The following is a 14,313-nucleotide window of genomic DNA, read 5'->3' as shown; positions in this document are numbered from 1 at the left end:
CCTGTCCCTGTGGAGGTGCCGACCTGGAATGGCGGCGCCCTTTGCGCATTTGGTTGACCGGGCTGCTTGTGGTATGGTTGGGCGCGGGCGTTTTGCGCCTGCCATTCTGCTGAGGTCGAAACCGTTGCCATGAACAACATCACCATTGTGGGGCTAGGGCCTGGCGACCCGCGTCTCCTGACCCGCGAGGCCTGGGAAATCTTGACGCAGGCGCCCGAAGTCTACTTGCGCACGGCGCGCCACCCAACCGTGGACGCGCTGCGGGCTGTGCCTGGACTGCACCTGGTCAGCTTCGATGAGGTCTATGAACAGACCGACGCGTTTGCCGATGTCTACCAAACCATCAGCGCCCGCATCCTGGAACTGGCCGCACGGCCACAGGGCGTGGTCTACGCGGTGCCCGGCCATCCGGCCGTGGGCGAAACAACCACCCAACTCATCCAGCGGGCCGCGGCGGCGCAGGGCTTGAGCGTGCGCATCGTCGAGGGCCTGAGCTTCATCGAGCCGCTGTTGACCGCGCTGCGTGTGGATGCCCTGGACGGCCTGCAAATTGCCGATGCCATGCTGCTTGCCAACAAACACCACGCGCCGCTTGATCCCGACCGCCCGGCGATTCTGGGCCAACTCTACAGCCGCCTGCTGGCCGGCGAAGTCAAGCTGGTGCTGCTCAACACCTACCCGGAAGATCATCCACTGACCCTGGTGCAGGCGGCCGGCACGCCGGCCAGCCAGACGCTGCAGCTTCCCTTGCACGAACTGGACCATGCCGGCAGCTTCTTCGATCACCTGACCGCGTTGTACATTCCGCCACTGCCCCATGCGGGCGGCTATGACGCGCTGCAGGAGATCGTGGCTCGCCTGCGCGCGCCCGACGGCTGCCCCTGGGACCGCGAGCAGACGCACGAATCGCTGGTCAGCCCGCTGCTGGAAGAAACCTACGAGGTGATAGCGGCCATCGAGAGCGGGGATGCGCACCTCCTGTCTGAAGAGCTGGGCGATCTGTATCTCAATCTTGCCATGCAGGTGCAGATTGCAGCCGAGGAAGGCGAATTCCGCCTGGCCGATGTGCTCAGTCACATCATCGCCAAGTTGATCCGGCGCCATCCCCACGTTTTCAGCGGGCTGGACGTGCAGAATGTGGATGAGGTGTTGCAGAACTGGGAGAAGATCAAAGCGGCCGAGCGCCAGACGAAGGGCGAGGTCGAATCCACGCTGGGCAGCGTGCCGTCCGCGCTGCCGGCCCTGATGCAGGCCGAAATATATCAGCGCCGCGTGGCACGCCTCGGTTGGCCCGGTGCGCCCGTACCAGATCCCGGAGTGATCCCGGCCGACGAGGAGGCGTTTGGTGACCTGCTCTTTGCCCTCGTGGCCCAAGCCCGTGCGCGCGGCGTCGACCCCGAACGGGCCTTACGCCAGGCCAATGCGCGCTTTGCCGCGCAAGTCCGCGCGGTGGAGACTCGCGCACAGGCCGCCGGCGTCACCCTCAGCGCGCTGGTGCCAGCCGAGCGGGTAACCTGGTGGGAGTGAGCAAGGAACGCTGGCCCCAGAAACAAAGAGTGCAGGTAGACAAACTCGCCGTTGAGTTTCTCTGCCTGCACTGCTCGTCGGAGCTGGCACAAAATCTGTTGCAGCCTCACGGACCCGTGGGTGAGACTGGCGCCCCGCTGGAACACCGTGCAGCGTTGCCGCTGGCGGTGAGATAGCTTGATCGTATCGGTCGGGGATCAGACAACGGGCGGCATTGTACTGCCGGCATGCATCGCTGTCAAATGAAAGTGCAGCATTGGTTTGTTCTGTTCGTATCGGTGGCGCTGCTGTCGAGCGCGGTCCTGCCCCCGGCGTTGTCTCTTGCACCAACGCCCGTGTCGGCGGACTTCACCATTGCTCCACTTGGGCGACGGCTCCTGCTGTGAATTGACTGACAAAGGTGTTGGACTCAGTCTTTTTGGCGAAGGTATTGTGAAATGAAACAGATCATTGTCGCATTCTGCTTGTTATTGGTTCTCTCGGCTTGTATGGAGCCACGGGATGGGGCCGCTGTAACACCGGCTCCGCCTCCTACGGCATCGCCGCGTCCTTCCGTGGAAGAAGGCACACCGCCTGCCTCGCCCACCCCGGAGTTGTGGACTCCGGTTCCCATCACGCCCTCCGCGCCTGCCACTACCTCGACCCCCAATCTGCCCATTGGCTGCCGCAGCGCCGTTCAGGATACGCTGGTGTATATCAGTCGGGACGCCGACTACTGTTTCCACTATCCGTCACGCTTTAGCATCCATTACCCTGATAACCCTGAGAATCGTACGACTTATGTTGATGGACCGTTCCTGGAGAGTGGTGTCCCTGAACCGGACCAGGCTAATATGTCGATCAGTAGCTCACCTATCGCAGCCGGCCAAACCCTCGCGCAAGCTGTGGATGCGGTCATTTGGTGGACTATCGTACCCATCACTGATACGCGGCCTATCGCCCCAACGCTCATCGCCAGCGCGCCCTTCACGCGCACTATCACGACCATCGGCGGCGAGCCGGCGGAAATCGTCGAGGGCCTTCCGGGGAGACTGACAACCTCTCAGACCTTCATCATTCATGATGACCGACTCTACATTCTAATGGTTATCCCATCACATCTCGATCTGGCATACCCGAAGTCGCAACCAGATGCCAAGGCGGTCTGGGAGACCGTCATTGCTACTTTCGCGTTCTTGAAGTGACGGGGCTTCTTCGCAGGCAATAGCACTGGCGTCGAGAGCGGCAGCATCAAAAACGATGGCGCCGTGACGCTTGAGAACACCATCGTCGTCAACAGACCAACAGGAAGCGACTGCGACGCCTGCAGTCCTATCAGCGATGATGGCGAGAACGTGGATTTCGACGATACCGCCTGTCCGAATTTCCGCGACGACCGCTAACCCGAATTTCGGATCTTTCAGGTAGATCGTGGTTGAACCTGCAGCGCAGCCTCCAGCCGTGCCACCACCTCCTCCGCGGCCGGTTCGAATGTCAGCGCGTGGCCCTGCGCCCACGCGGCGTCGAAGGCCGCGGCGCCCAGGTGCGCGCGGGCTGAGTCAGCCAGCCGGTTGTAGTCGCTGCGCTCGATGGGCAGCAGACGCGTGCCTGTCTCATTCACGGTCTCCGTCGCGCCCAGCAGCCTGGCGACTAACTCGTCCTGGTCCAGGGCTGCGGCCAGCGAGGCCAGGTTCAGAAGGCAAGGACCCCACGTCGCTGGGTAGTGTGCTGCGCCCGCCAGGCCCTCCCGATACCATTGAACCGCTTGCCCGTAGTCGCCTTCGGCCTGCAGCAGCGCGGCCAGGCGCAGGTAGCCAGCGCGCAGATAGTTTTCGTGGCCCTGTTCCTTCAGTAGGATAAAGGCCTCGTCGAGAAAGAGGTGGGCTGCCGGAAAGTCGCGCTGGCGAGTCGCCACAGTCCCCAGTTCCAAGAGGGTGTGCGCAATGCTGCCTTTGACGCCGCGCTGGCGTTCGCCTGCCAGTCTCTGCTCGTTGAGCAAGCGCGCCCGCGCCAGATCACCCTCAGCCCAGGCCAGGTTGGCCAGAATGCCGAGCGGCCAGGGGTACGCAAAACCCGCGCGCTGGGCGACGGCGAGGCACTCTTCGCACAACGCCTGTGCGCGCGGCAGGTCTGCCTGTTCAAGTGCGATTTCACCCAGCAGCGCCAGCGACTGGGAGACGCCGCCTGGCGCGCCCAGGGTTCGGTAGCGTGCCAGGGCATTTTCCAGATGCCGCTGGGCCGCGTCCCGGTCGCCCCACCCGGTGGCAATGCGCCCCAGCGCCAGCAAGGCATCGGCTTCGCCCTTGCCGTACCCCAGCTCCTGACTGAGAACCAGGCTCTCCTCGGCAAAGGCCTGGGCCTCGACATTCTCACCCACAAATTGCAGCAGCAATCCCGCTTCACACAACGCCTTCGCCCGCGCCATCGTACGCTCCGCGGCGCCGGGTAGGGCGAAAACCTCGTGGATCAGCCGCGTCGCTTCGACAAAAGGCCCGCGTGCGGAGAGCCACTCCAAGAGGGCGGCGGTGAGCAGCAGGGCGGCCTGCACGTCATGAGTCATTGCCCAGGCCAGGGCAGCCCGGATGTCGTAGATGTCATTGTCGAGCAGGCGGTGAAGCTGGATGCGTCCGGGGTCCGGGTCTATCCTCTCGACGTTTTCCACGAGCTGTACGAAGTAGCCCGCATGGCGCGCAAGCAGCTCTGCTTCGCGGCCGCTCAGGGCCAATCGTTCCAGGGCATACTCGCGCACTGTCTCCAGCAAGCTGTAATGCGACTCGCCGCGCGGACCGATCTCACGGCGCAGCAGGCTCTTGTCCAGCAGCGACGCGATCCCGTCCACAACCTGGGATTTTGTACTCTCATCTCCGCACAGCGCTTCCGCCGCTTCCAGGGTGAAGCCATTGGCGAACACGGCCAACTGGGTGAAAAGGGTTTGTTCGGATGGGGAGAGCAAGTCAAAACTCCAACTGAAGGCGCCACGCAAGGTCTTCTGCCGCGGCGACACGTCGCGCAGGCCATCCACAGAAAGCATCCAGGTCCCGCGCACGCGCGCCAGCAGCTCGGCCGGCGGCAATAGTTTGACGCGCGCCGCGACCAGCTCGATGGCCAGGGGCAGGCCGTCCAATCGGCGGCACAGCTCGACCACGGCCGCGGCATTGCTGTCCGTGACGGTAAAGTCGGGCTGCACCGCGGCGGCGCGATCCGCGAACAGGGCCACAACCGGATAGCGCAGCGCTTCGTCAGCGGTGAGCTGGGCGACGCCTGGGAACTGCGCGGGCAGGGTCAAGGGCAGCACCGGCACCTGCCGCTCGCCACGCATGCGCAGCGGCTGCCGGCTGGTGACCAGGACATGCAGCCACGAGCAGCGGCGCAGCAAGCCATCCACCAGCGGCGCGGCCTCGATCACCTGCTCGAAGTTGTCCAGCACCAGCAGGAGATGCTTCTCTTCCAGGTAGGCGCGCAATTTCAAGGCCGGTGGATTCGGCCCGCTCGACGAGGCGTTGAGGGCTTGCACGATGGTTGCGGCCACCAGGTCAGGATTGGAGACAGGCGCCAGGCGTACGAAGAAGACGCCGTGCTCGAACTCGTCCAGCACGGACTCCGCGGCGGCCAGGGCCAGCCGGGTCTTGCCCACGCCCGGCGGCCCCAGCAGGGTGATCAGCCGCGCCCCCTCGCGCAGACGGCTGCGCACGGCCGCGATATCGAGCTCACGGCCAAGCAGCGGGGTGAGCTGGGCCGGCAAGTTGTGCGGACGCCGCGGCTTGCTCCAGCGGCCGGCCGGCGCACGCCTCTCGCCGCCGCCCAGCGCAAACCCCACCCTCGCGGGCAGATCAGCGTCTGCCACACCCGCGACCGCGACCAGGGAGGCGGCCAGTTGTCCTGAGGGTTGCAGGTCGCCTGCTTCGATCTTGCGCAGCGTCACCTCGGCGCAGCCCGCCTGCTGCGCCAGTTCCTTCTGCGTCAGACCCAGCGCCTTGCGCCGTTGCTTAATCCACTGTCCAAAAGTCTGAATCGAGTTCATCGGGTCACCCCATTCACAAGGCTCGAACAGCCACCGATAGTCAGTTGCCCCGATTATATCACATCTGTATCGGTTTGACTATTGGTTTGTGGAGAGCGTGCCTTTTTCGCTTCGCTGTGATACAATCGCCATAATCGGTGGAGAGAGTCACAAGCGACTGACGCAATGCTCAAAATTCACCTTGATACGTGCAGTATGCAGCGACCAAGAGACCCCAATGCCAATCCTCTACATCCATCTCCTGGGCGATTTTCACCTGCTCTACGGGGATCAGCCCGTAACGGGCCTCAATCAGCCGCGCCTGCAATCCTTGTTGGCCTACCTGCTTCTTCATCGTCACGTACCCCAATCCCGCCGTCAGCTCGCCTTTCTCTTCTGGCCCGATACGACCGACAAACAAGCACAAACCAATCTGCGCCAGTTGGTGCACCATTTGCGCCACTATTTGCCCCGGGTTGATCACTATGTAAGCATTGACCATGCAACGCTCCAATGGCGCCATGACGCGCCCTTTACGCTGGATGTAGCCGCTTTTCAAACGCTGTGTACACAAACCGAACCGGCCATCGGCCAAGCCACGCTTGCAAGGCTGGAAAAAGCGGTTGCCCTCTATGCGGGTGAACTCTTGCCCGGCTGCTATGACGATTGGATTCTGCCCGAACGCGAACGATTGCGCCAACAATTTGCCCAAGCCATGGAACGGTTGATTGGCGAACTCGAAGATCAGCGTGCGTATGGGGCGGCCATTCCTCATGCTTTGCGTCTGTTGCACCACGACCCCCTCCACGAGGCTTCTTATCGCCGCCTAATGCAACTGCATGGATTGGTGGGTGAGCGGGCTGCTGCCTTACGTGTCTATCACACCTGTGCCACTACCTTGTTGCGCGAACTGGGGGTCGAACCCAGCCAAGCCACGCGTGAGCTCTACGAAGGCCTGTTGCAGACAGACGGTGCACCGGTCACGAACAAGAGGCCAGCAGCCAGGTTGACGGTTGCCACACCGCTGGTCGGGCGCCAGTTGGAATGGCACAAGCTCGTAGCTGCCTGGCGTTTGGCTGCTGCGGGGCAGGCCCATTTTGTGCTGGTAGCGGGAGAAGCGGGCATTGGCAAAACGCGGCTGGCCGAAGAATTGGCGCATTGGGTCGGCGCGCAGGGGCAGCTCACTGCCCACACACGCGCCTATGCTGCTGAGGGTAGGCTGGCCTATGTCCCGATTGCCGACTGGCTGCGCAGCGCGACGTTGGCCGCCGCGCGCCAACAACTACCGGTCATTTGGCTCAGCGAAGTGGCGCGCATCTTGCCCGAGATCCTAATTGAACGGCCCGATTTGTCGCTGCCAGGACCGCTCAGCGAGAGCTGGCAACGCAAGCGGCTCTTTGAGGCTCTCGCCCGTACCTTGCTGGCTCCCGCCAAACCATTGCTCTTGGTGCTTGACGATCTCCAGTGGTGTGACCAGGAAACCCTGGAGTGGTTGCACTTTCTCTTGCGCTTTGACCCGCAGGCCCGTTTGCTCATTGTGGGTACGGTGCGTACAGAAGAAGCAACGCCCGATCACCCATTGTCCACCTTGGTGCTGGCCTTGCGCGCCGCCGAACAGTTGACGGAAATCGCCATAGGGCCGTTGGATGCTGCCGAAACTGCCGCGCTAGCCACGGCGGTGGCAGAGCAGCCGTTGGCTAGCGCGGCGTTAACCAAACTCTATGCCGCCACCGAAGGCAATCCACTGTTCATTGTAGAGATGGTGCGGACTGGACAGCAAGAGCCGAGAGTTGAGAGCGGAGACCCGTCAGCAAGCCCTGATCTTCAGTCGCCAATTTCTAGTCTCCAATCCCTCCCGCCCAAGGTGCAAGCGGTCATCCAGACTCGGTTGGCCCAGCTTTCGCCACCCGCGCTCGAATTGACCAGACTGGCCGCCACCATTGGCCGCTCGTTTACCTTGCCGGTGTTGACCCAGGCCAGCGGTTGGGACGAAGAGACGCTTGTCCGCCATCTGGATGAATTGTGGCAGCGGCGCATTGTGCGTGAGCAGGGCGTGCAGGACTATGACTTTAGCCATGATCGCATACGCGAGGTGGCCTATCAACAGATTCCCCCAGCGCAGCGGCGGCATTTACACGGCCACGTGGCGCAGGCCTTAGAGCAAGTCTATGCCGGTGAACTGGCTCTGGTGAGGGCGCAAATAGCTGTACATTGCGAAGAAGCCGGCTTGGTCAAACAGGCGATCGGTCATTATCAACAGGCCGCGACCGCTGCTCACGCCAAGTATGCCATCCATGATACGATAAATTATGCCCGCCGCGCCGTGGCCTTACTCATGACGCTGCCAGATAGCAGGGCGCGCCAAGAGCAAGAACTTTCCTTACTGGCTCCCCTCGGCCATAGTTTGCTGGCGCTGCGCGGTGGGAGCGATGAAGAATTGGAACAATTATATTGGCGAACGGAACAATTGAGCCGCCAACTTGGGCGAAAATGGGAACTTTATCTTTCACAACGGAATCTGTGGTCGTCCTATTCACATACAGGAAGATGGCGAGAGACTCGTGAAATTGCCGAAAGTCTCACAACAATGGCCTACCAGTTGCAAGAACCAGCCATGATTGAAGATGCCTGTAACCAGCTCGCCCTGACAAAATGGCTCTATGGTGAGTTGGAAGCGGCCTACGCTGATCTTGCCTATCCGGTGACTAAACCTGACAATGAGGGCTATCAACGCTTTTGCCAACTTTCTGGCTTTCCGCCGGCGATCAATCATATTGGCACTGAAGCCTCCATTTTGTGGATGCTGGGCTATCCTGACCAAGCGCGCAGCCGTTACGCGGCCGGCATGATCCAGGCGCGTGAAACACGCCAAGGCTTCAGCCTGGCGATTTCGCTCGAATTTCTGGCGTGGATTGATTACTTCCTTGATTCGGTTGCCGCACTTCAGGCATTGGCCGACGAGCTGATTAGGCTGTCCACCCAATACGAATTGATGGTCTTTCTTGAATGTGGCCTGATCCTCTCTGGCTGGTCTTTGGTTCGCCAAGGCAATTCCGAGCTGGGCTTTGCGCGCATACAGCAAGGCTTGGCGAGCATGAAGCGCGCTGGCGTCTATATTGAAATCACCTGGTACCTCGCCGTGTTGGCCGAAGCCCAGTTGCTGGCTGGCTACTATGCTGAGGCCCTGGCTGTGGTGGATGAGGCATTCGCCTTTGCGGAGCGGATTGCCGAGCATTTTTGGCAAGCCGAATTGTGGCGTTTGCGCGGCGAACTCCTGTGGAAAACGGAGCACGACGCCGTGGCAGCCGCAAGCTGTTACAAGCAGGCAATTGATATCGCCCACCAGCAGCACGCCAAAGCATTGGAGCTACGCGCCTGTATGAGCCTAGCGCGCCTGTGGCAAAGCCAAAACATGCACACGCACGCCTATCAACAACTGGCAACGGTTTATGCCTGGTTCAGCGAAGGGTTTGACACGGCCGATCTGCAAGCGGCAAAAAATTTGCTGGCAGAATTGGCCGCGCTGATTGACTGAGTTATACAGAACAGAAAAGCAGTGGGACAGTGGATCAGTAAGACAGTCGCACTGTCCATTCTGACGCACTGACGCACTGACGCACTGACGCACTGTCTCACTAAACCTACCTCTTTCTCCGCAAATTCGTTACCAAAGAACGCCCCAAAGAACGCTTTTAGAACGCTCCGTCTGCTATGCTATGGCTCAAGTCCATGCCAACACCCCCAACAGAAATCACTGCCAACGCGGGGTTGCCATCGTCTGTTCATGATCAATGAGCCGATCTGAAAAGCAAATTTTTTTGTCCTGTTTGTACGTTTGTATCTAAATGTTCTATGCCAAGTGACCTATACTAAGGAGAAAACCATGTCAAGTCAATCCTATCGCATCATTGCCTGTGTTCTGTTGATCGTAGGTGTACTTTTGGGCGGCTGTCAAGCGATCCAACCCAGCGGGGCCAATTCACAATCTGCAGCATGGATCGAGCAGATGAAGGCGGAGGCGGTCAAACATGAACTTGGAACGTTTGACCTCTACATCAATCGCGACTGGAAGACGCTGGATGCCGAAACAGACCCCAACTTTTACCAGATTGGCCCCGATGGAGCGTACATCGAGCGGGCCGCCGCGTTAGCTGGCATCGCAGATGAGAAACTGGTCGTTCGCAAGCCCGATCTGGGTGAGATACGCGTGGAGATGATCACGCCCGATGCCTACATGGTCACCTATCCGTTGAACTTCAACGGCTCGTACGACGGCGCAGATTTCTCGAACCCACGCACAGTTGGCTCACTCTGGGTCAACCGCGAGGGCAAGTGGCAGAATATCTTCTTGGTCGAGCAGATACGTACAGTGGAGTTCACGCCGGTGGCAGGGAATTGATAGGGTTCCAACTGGCTCTGCCTGTCTCGCGGAGCCGCCAGCACCTCAAGCCCGCACACTAATTTCCGACCTTGATGTGTTCCATATCCACTAGGCGGCAAGGCCGAGATTGTGAACGGCAAGGAAGTGCGGGTCTTGATTGACTGGCCCCCCAGCGGCGGAAACGCGCAAGGTCTGATTGCCCACGGCGGTTACGTCGTCAGTGACGGCCAGGCCGAAAGCAAGGCGGAATGGTTCGTCTGGTACTGGCCAGAAATCGTGCCTTGACCTGAGATGAGTTTCTTCCATCAAGGGTAGGAAAATGCCAATGCGGATCGAGGGGTCGCTTGCCCATGCAGGCGGCCCCTTCCTATTTCAGCCTACCCGCGCCGTGAGCGTGGCGATCTTCAGCCATCACCCTATTTGGCCCCCTGTACCGATGGTTTTGCGCACCGCAAGGCGAGAATCCTGTTCATCCGCAGTTAGTGCTTGATGTTACGATTCAGCCGGCTGGCGGTGGATTGGCTGGCGCCGGGGAGTTCGGCGGGCAGGGCCAGCGGCCGCACCGGCGCCTGGCGCTCGCCGCGTACGCGCAGCGGCTGGCGGCTGGTGACCAGCACGTGCAGCCAGGCGCAGCGGCGCAGCAGGTCGTCCACCAACGGCGCGGCCTCGACCACCTGCTCGAAGTTGTCCAGCACCAGCAGCAGGTGCTTCTCCTCCAGGTACGCGCGCAACTGCAGGGCCGCTGAGTTCGAGCCGCTCATCTGCAAGCCCAGGGTCTGGGCAATCGTCGCGGCCACCAGGTCAGGATCGGAGACCGGCGCCAGGCGCACGAAGAAGGCGCCATCCTCGAACTCTTCCAGCACCTCCTCGGCCACGGCCTGCGCCAGCCGGGTCTTGCCCACACCGGGCGGCCCCAGCAGGGTGATCAGCCGCGCGCCCTCGCGCAGACGACTGCGCACGGCCGCGATATCGAGCTCACGGCCAAGCAGCGGGGTGAGCTGGGCCGGCAAGTTGTGCGGACGCCGCGGCTTGCTCCAGCGGCCGGCCGGCGCATATCTCTCGCCGCCGCCCAGCGCAAACCCCACCCTCGCGGGCAGATCAGCGTCTGCCACACCCGCGACCGCGACCAGGGAGGCGGCCAGTTGTCCTGAGGGTTGCAGGTCGCCGGCTTCGATCTTGCGTAGCGTCACCTCGGCGCAGCCCGCCTGCTGCGCCAGTTCCTTCTGCGTCAGACCCAGCGCCTTGCGCCGTTGCTTAATCCACTGTCCAAAAGTCTGAATCGAGTTCATCGGGTTCCCCATTCACAAGGTTCGAACAGTCACCGATAGTCAGTTGCCGTGATTGTATCACATCTGTATCGGTTTGACTATCGGTTTGTGCTGTCATCCGGGGAGCGACTGTGGCTTAATAGAGTCACTGGTCCGGGCGACCGAGGTCGCTGCAACGATTGCGAAGCCGCCCTGCGGCGGCTGACTTCGCCCGTGTGGTTCTTTGTAGAGGAGGTGGTCACGACATATCACGAGCTTGCCAACCCCAGTATAAGCCATTTGATGACGCACGAAGGAGTAACCGTATGAAAAAGTTGTCCATTGTCTCGCTGCTGATCGTTGTGTTCAGCGTGACCGCGGTTGCGGCCAACGCCAAACCATCGGCGCCCTTCTACCTGGTGTCCATGGGTCAGCCATGTCGGCTGCCTGATGGCGTCGCAAGACCCCAAGAAACGACGGAATCGAAGGTGCAGACCACCGATGTGGCCGAGAATATCGTCCAGGTGAATTGTGTCGGCGCCTTGCCACCCGGCGCAGTCCTGCCCCGGTATCCGATCAAGTTGACCTATTACGAAACCAAGATCCCCTGTGTCACTCGCTACGGAGAGGACACCCTGCTCTCGCAAGCCTATGCCGCGACCGTGCTGCCAAACGGCACCTCCGAGATCAGTTGTGTGTTCCATATCCACTAGATGGGCGATACCCGATGTGCCGGGCAGGCTGCCAGCACTCCCACCTCCTGCCCGGCCCTGTGCGCTCCGTTCCGACTACTTTATAATGCGAGGAGATCTACGATGCGATTGATTACGCTGATTGTCACCCTGTTTCTGATGTCTGGTCTGCCGGCGTTAGGCCCGCGCAACCAGCCGCCCATCGCCAACGACGATGAGGTCATCCTGTTGTACCATCCCGTCCAGGTCCTCACGATTCCGGTCCTGGAAAACGACGTGGATCCCGATGGGGACGTGCTTACGATCTCCAGCCTGCCGCTGGTTGAAGGCGGCAAGGCCGAGATTGTGAACGGCAAGGAAGTGCGGGTCTTCATTGACTGGCCCGCAGGGGGGAACGCGCAAGGTCTGATTGCCCACGGCGGCTACGTCGTCAGCGATGGTCAGGCCGAGAGCAAGGCGGAATGGTTCGTCTGGTACTGGCCAGAAATCGTGCCTTGACCTGAGATGAGTTTCTTCCATCGAGGGTGGAAAATGCCAATGCGGATCGAGGGGTCGCTTGCCCATGCAGGCGGCCCCTTCCTATTTCAGCCTACCCGCGCCGTGAGCGTGCCCGCGTGGGCGACCGCAAGGGTGCGCCCCTACAAATTGAGAAGATACGTTTTGCGCACCGCAAGGCGAGAATCCTGTTCATCCTGTCAATCCTGTCCAAACTGGTGCGCGGGGTTAGCAGTTACCATACTTGTATCGGTTTTGTATCGGTCAGGGGCTTGCTATGTGGGAGCCTTTGGGGTTTACTATCCGCAGTCGTTGTTATCAGCAACCCCGCTTATCGTCACCGCACTTCATGTTCACGGCGAATCACCGCGCGATCGTCGGGAACAGACGTGAGTGACCTGTACGCCATGTCACAAGGAGGAACCGAAAATGTCTTACAAGAAATGGGCCATGCCTTTGGTCGTGCTGATCGCCGTGAGCCTGGCGCTGACGGCCTGCCCCGCGCCAACCCCGCCGGTTGCCCAGATCGTGCCGACCGTCGCGGTTGAGCCGACCGCGGCGCCGACGGTGGTCGAGCCGACCGCGCCGACCGAGCCAACGGGTGTCACCCCGGCGCCCCAGGCCGGCAACAAAGTAACCCTGCATATCAACCTGGGCGGCGAGCCACATACCCTGGACCCCTCTCTGGGCGCAGAGGTGTCGGCGGTTGATATCATCGAGAATCTTTTCCTGGGCCTGACCGACATCGAGGCGGACGGCAGCGTCGCACCGGAACTGGCGACGGCGTGGAGCCTCTCCGCGGACCGACTGACCTACACGTTCAAGCTGCGTGACGACGTCTCCTGGGTGCGCTACACGCCGACCGGCGGGGTGCAGAAGCTGGGACCGGTGACGGCGCCCGACGTGGTCTATGGCGTCAAGCGCACGTGCGACCCGCGCACGGCTTCGACCTACGCGTACGTGGACTACATCATCGCCGGCTGCAAGGCGCTGAACACCGCGGACGCTGCCAAATTAAGCGCGGCCGAGCTGCAGGCCCTGGTGGATGGTGTCGGAGCCAGCGCTCCCGACGCCTATACCGTGCAGTTGACCGTGAATACCCCGGCTGCCTATTTCCTGGCCATCGCCGGCATGTGGGTCAACCGGCCGCAATATCGCGCCGTGATTGAAGAGAAGGGCGAACGCTGGACCGAGCCTGGCTCCATCGTCACGAATGGCCCTTACACGCTGGTGAGCTGGTTCCACGACGATAACATGGTGCTCGAGAAGAACCCATTCTGGTACGGCTGGAGCAATGTGTCCGGCAATATCGAACGCATCGAGATGAGCATGCTGGTTGACTCAGCGCCATCCTTCGCGATGTACGAGGCCGGCAAGCTGGACACGGAGAGCGTGCCCTTGGGAGATATCGAGCGCGTCAAGACCGATCCTGTGTTGAGCAAGGAGTTCTACCGCGTGCCGGCTGCATGCAGTGTGTTTGTGGGCTTCACCAACAGCAAGCCGCCGATGGACAACGTGTTGGTGCGCAAGGCGCTCTCGGCCGCCATTGACCGCCAGGGCTTGATCGAGAACGTGCTCAAGGGCGGCCAGATTTCCGCCAACACCTTCGCCCCGAGCTCCATTTTTGGCAACGCCGCGGGCGCCCTGGACATTGCGCCGTGGACGCTGCCGATAGAGATGGGCGGCTGGGGCTATGACAAGGCGCTGGCACAGGCCAGGCAGTGGCTGGCGGAGGCAGGGTATCCGGACGGCAAGGGTTTTCCGACCATCACCTTCTTACATACGGCCTCGGACCGACTCCGCCAGATTGCCGAGGCCATCCAGGCCATGTGGAAGCAAGGGTTGGGCATCAACGTGGAGCTCGCGAACCAGGAAGGGAAGGTCTTCCTCACCACGATCCAACCCTCAACGCCCCTGCAAGGGCGGTCACAAGTCTGGTACCTGGGTTGGTGCGCCGACTATCCGGACGAGAACAACTGGGTGCATGAGGTG

The 14,313-nt window shown here is 61.2% G+C and carries 11 protein-coding genes; 9 read left to right on the top strand and 2 right to left on the bottom strand.

The window, feature by feature from the left end; translation table 11 throughout:
- Window positions 1-129 precede the first annotated feature (129 nt).
- The 3 genes from IPF85_RS12520 (at window position 130) to IPF85_RS12510 (ending at window position 2,909) form a co-directional block, all read left to right on the top strand.
- Window positions 130-1,527: a MazG family protein gene (locus IPF85_RS12520; protein ID WP_343408424.1), complete on the top strand. Its 1,398-nt coding sequence runs from the start codon at window positions 130-132 to the stop codon at window positions 1,525-1,527.
- Between the two features lie 437 nt (window positions 1,528-1,964).
- Window positions 1,965-2,711, top strand: coding sequence for a hypothetical protein (locus tag IPF85_RS12515; RefSeq protein WP_343408423.1), 747 nt, complete (start codon window positions 1,965-1,967; stop codon window positions 2,709-2,711).
- 63 nt (window positions 2,712-2,774) lie between these two features.
- The gene (locus IPF85_RS12510) at window positions 2,775-2,909 is read left to right on the top strand and encodes a hypothetical protein (RefSeq protein ID WP_343408422.1); all 135 of its coding nucleotides are present in this window, start codon (window positions 2,775-2,777) and stop codon (window positions 2,907-2,909) included.
- 17 nt (window positions 2,910-2,926) lie between these two features.
- Here the strand turns inward: IPF85_RS12510 and IPF85_RS12505 are convergent, their stop codons facing one another.
- The gene (locus IPF85_RS12505; RefSeq protein WP_343408421.1) at window positions 2,927-5,527 is read right to left on the bottom strand and encodes a helix-turn-helix domain-containing protein; all 2,601 of its coding nucleotides are present in this window, start codon (window positions 5,525-5,527) and stop codon (window positions 2,927-2,929) included.
- A 217-nt stretch (window positions 5,528-5,744) separates the two neighbouring features.
- Here IPF85_RS12505 and IPF85_RS12500 point away from each other — a divergent pair, with 217 nt between their 5' ends.
- From IPF85_RS12500 to IPF85_RS12490, 3 genes are all read left to right on the top strand, one after another.
- Window positions 5,745-9,041, top strand: a complete 3,297-nt coding sequence (locus IPF85_RS12500; protein ID WP_343408420.1) for a BTAD domain-containing putative transcriptional regulator — start codon at window positions 5,745-5,747, stop codon at window positions 9,039-9,041.
- Window positions 9,042-9,389: 348 nt separating this feature from the next.
- Window positions 9,390-9,905 (top strand): nuclear transport factor 2 family protein, encoded by a 516-nt coding sequence (locus IPF85_RS12495; RefSeq protein ID WP_343408419.1) that lies wholly within the window; start codon window positions 9,390-9,392, stop codon window positions 9,903-9,905.
- A gap of 111 nt (window positions 9,906-10,016) precedes the next feature.
- Window positions 10,017-10,172 (top strand): hypothetical protein, encoded by a 156-nt coding sequence (locus IPF85_RS12490; protein ID WP_343408418.1) that lies wholly within the window; start codon window positions 10,017-10,019, stop codon window positions 10,170-10,172.
- A gap of 194 nt (window positions 10,173-10,366) precedes the next feature.
- On the opposite strand, the gene IPF85_RS12485 is transcribed toward IPF85_RS12490, so the two are convergent.
- The gene (locus IPF85_RS12485; protein WP_343408417.1) at window positions 10,367-11,176 is read right to left on the bottom strand and encodes an AAA family ATPase; all 810 of its coding nucleotides are present in this window, start codon (window positions 11,174-11,176) and stop codon (window positions 10,367-10,369) included.
- 284 nt (window positions 11,177-11,460) lie between these two features.
- Between IPF85_RS12485 and IPF85_RS12480 the strand changes: the two genes are divergently transcribed.
- From IPF85_RS12480 to IPF85_RS12470, 3 genes are all read left to right on the top strand, one after another.
- Complete coding sequence (locus IPF85_RS12480; RefSeq protein WP_343408416.1) at window positions 11,461-11,847, top strand: hypothetical protein; 387 nt, start codon at window positions 11,461-11,463, stop codon at window positions 11,845-11,847.
- Between the two features lie 102 nt (window positions 11,848-11,949).
- Entirely contained in the window at window positions 11,950-12,324 is a 375-nt protein-coding gene (locus IPF85_RS12475) for an Ig-like domain-containing protein (protein WP_343408415.1), read from the top strand.
- A gap of 426 nt (window positions 12,325-12,750) precedes the next feature.
- The coding region (locus IPF85_RS12470; RefSeq protein ID WP_343408414.1) for a peptide ABC transporter substrate-binding protein at window positions 12,751-14,313 on the top strand (1,563 nt) is incomplete at its 3' end.

Origin of the sequence: Candidatus Amarolinea dominans, from assembly GCF_016704685.1 — a bacterium.
GTDB lineage: Bacteria > Chloroflexota > Anaerolineae > SSC4 > Amarolineaceae > Amarolinea > Amarolinea dominans.
Note: the sequence above shows the minus strand (reverse complement) of the source record. Positions and strands in the feature narration are given on the sequence as shown.

Bases quoted from the DNA above. Each gene is read 5' to 3' on its own strand.
- IPF85_RS12480 (WP_343408416.1), top strand. From the start codon at position 11,461: ATGAAAAAGTTGTCCATTGTCTCGCTGCTGATCGTTGTGTTCAGCGTG.
- IPF85_RS12475 (WP_343408415.1), top strand. From the start codon at position 11,950: ATGCGATTGATTACGCTGATTGTCACCCTGTTTCTGATGTCTGGTCTG.
- IPF85_RS12505 (WP_343408421.1), bottom strand. From the start codon at position 5,527: ATGAACTCGATTCAGACTTTTGGACAGTGGATTAAGCAACGGCGCAAG.
- IPF85_RS12520 (WP_343408424.1), top strand. From the start codon at position 130: ATGAACAACATCACCATTGTGGGGCTAGGGCCTGGCGACCCGCGTCTC.
- IPF85_RS12485 (WP_343408417.1), bottom strand. From the start codon at position 11,176: ATGAACTCGATTCAGACTTTTGGACAGTGGATTAAGCAACGGCGCAAG.
- IPF85_RS12515 (WP_343408423.1), top strand. From the start codon at position 1,965: ATGAAACAGATCATTGTCGCATTCTGCTTGTTATTGGTTCTCTCGGCT.
- IPF85_RS12495 (WP_343408419.1), top strand. From the start codon at position 9,390: ATGTCAAGTCAATCCTATCGCATCATTGCCTGTGTTCTGTTGATCGTA.
- IPF85_RS12500 (WP_343408420.1), top strand. From the start codon at position 5,745: ATGCCAATCCTCTACATCCATCTCCTGGGCGATTTTCACCTGCTCTAC.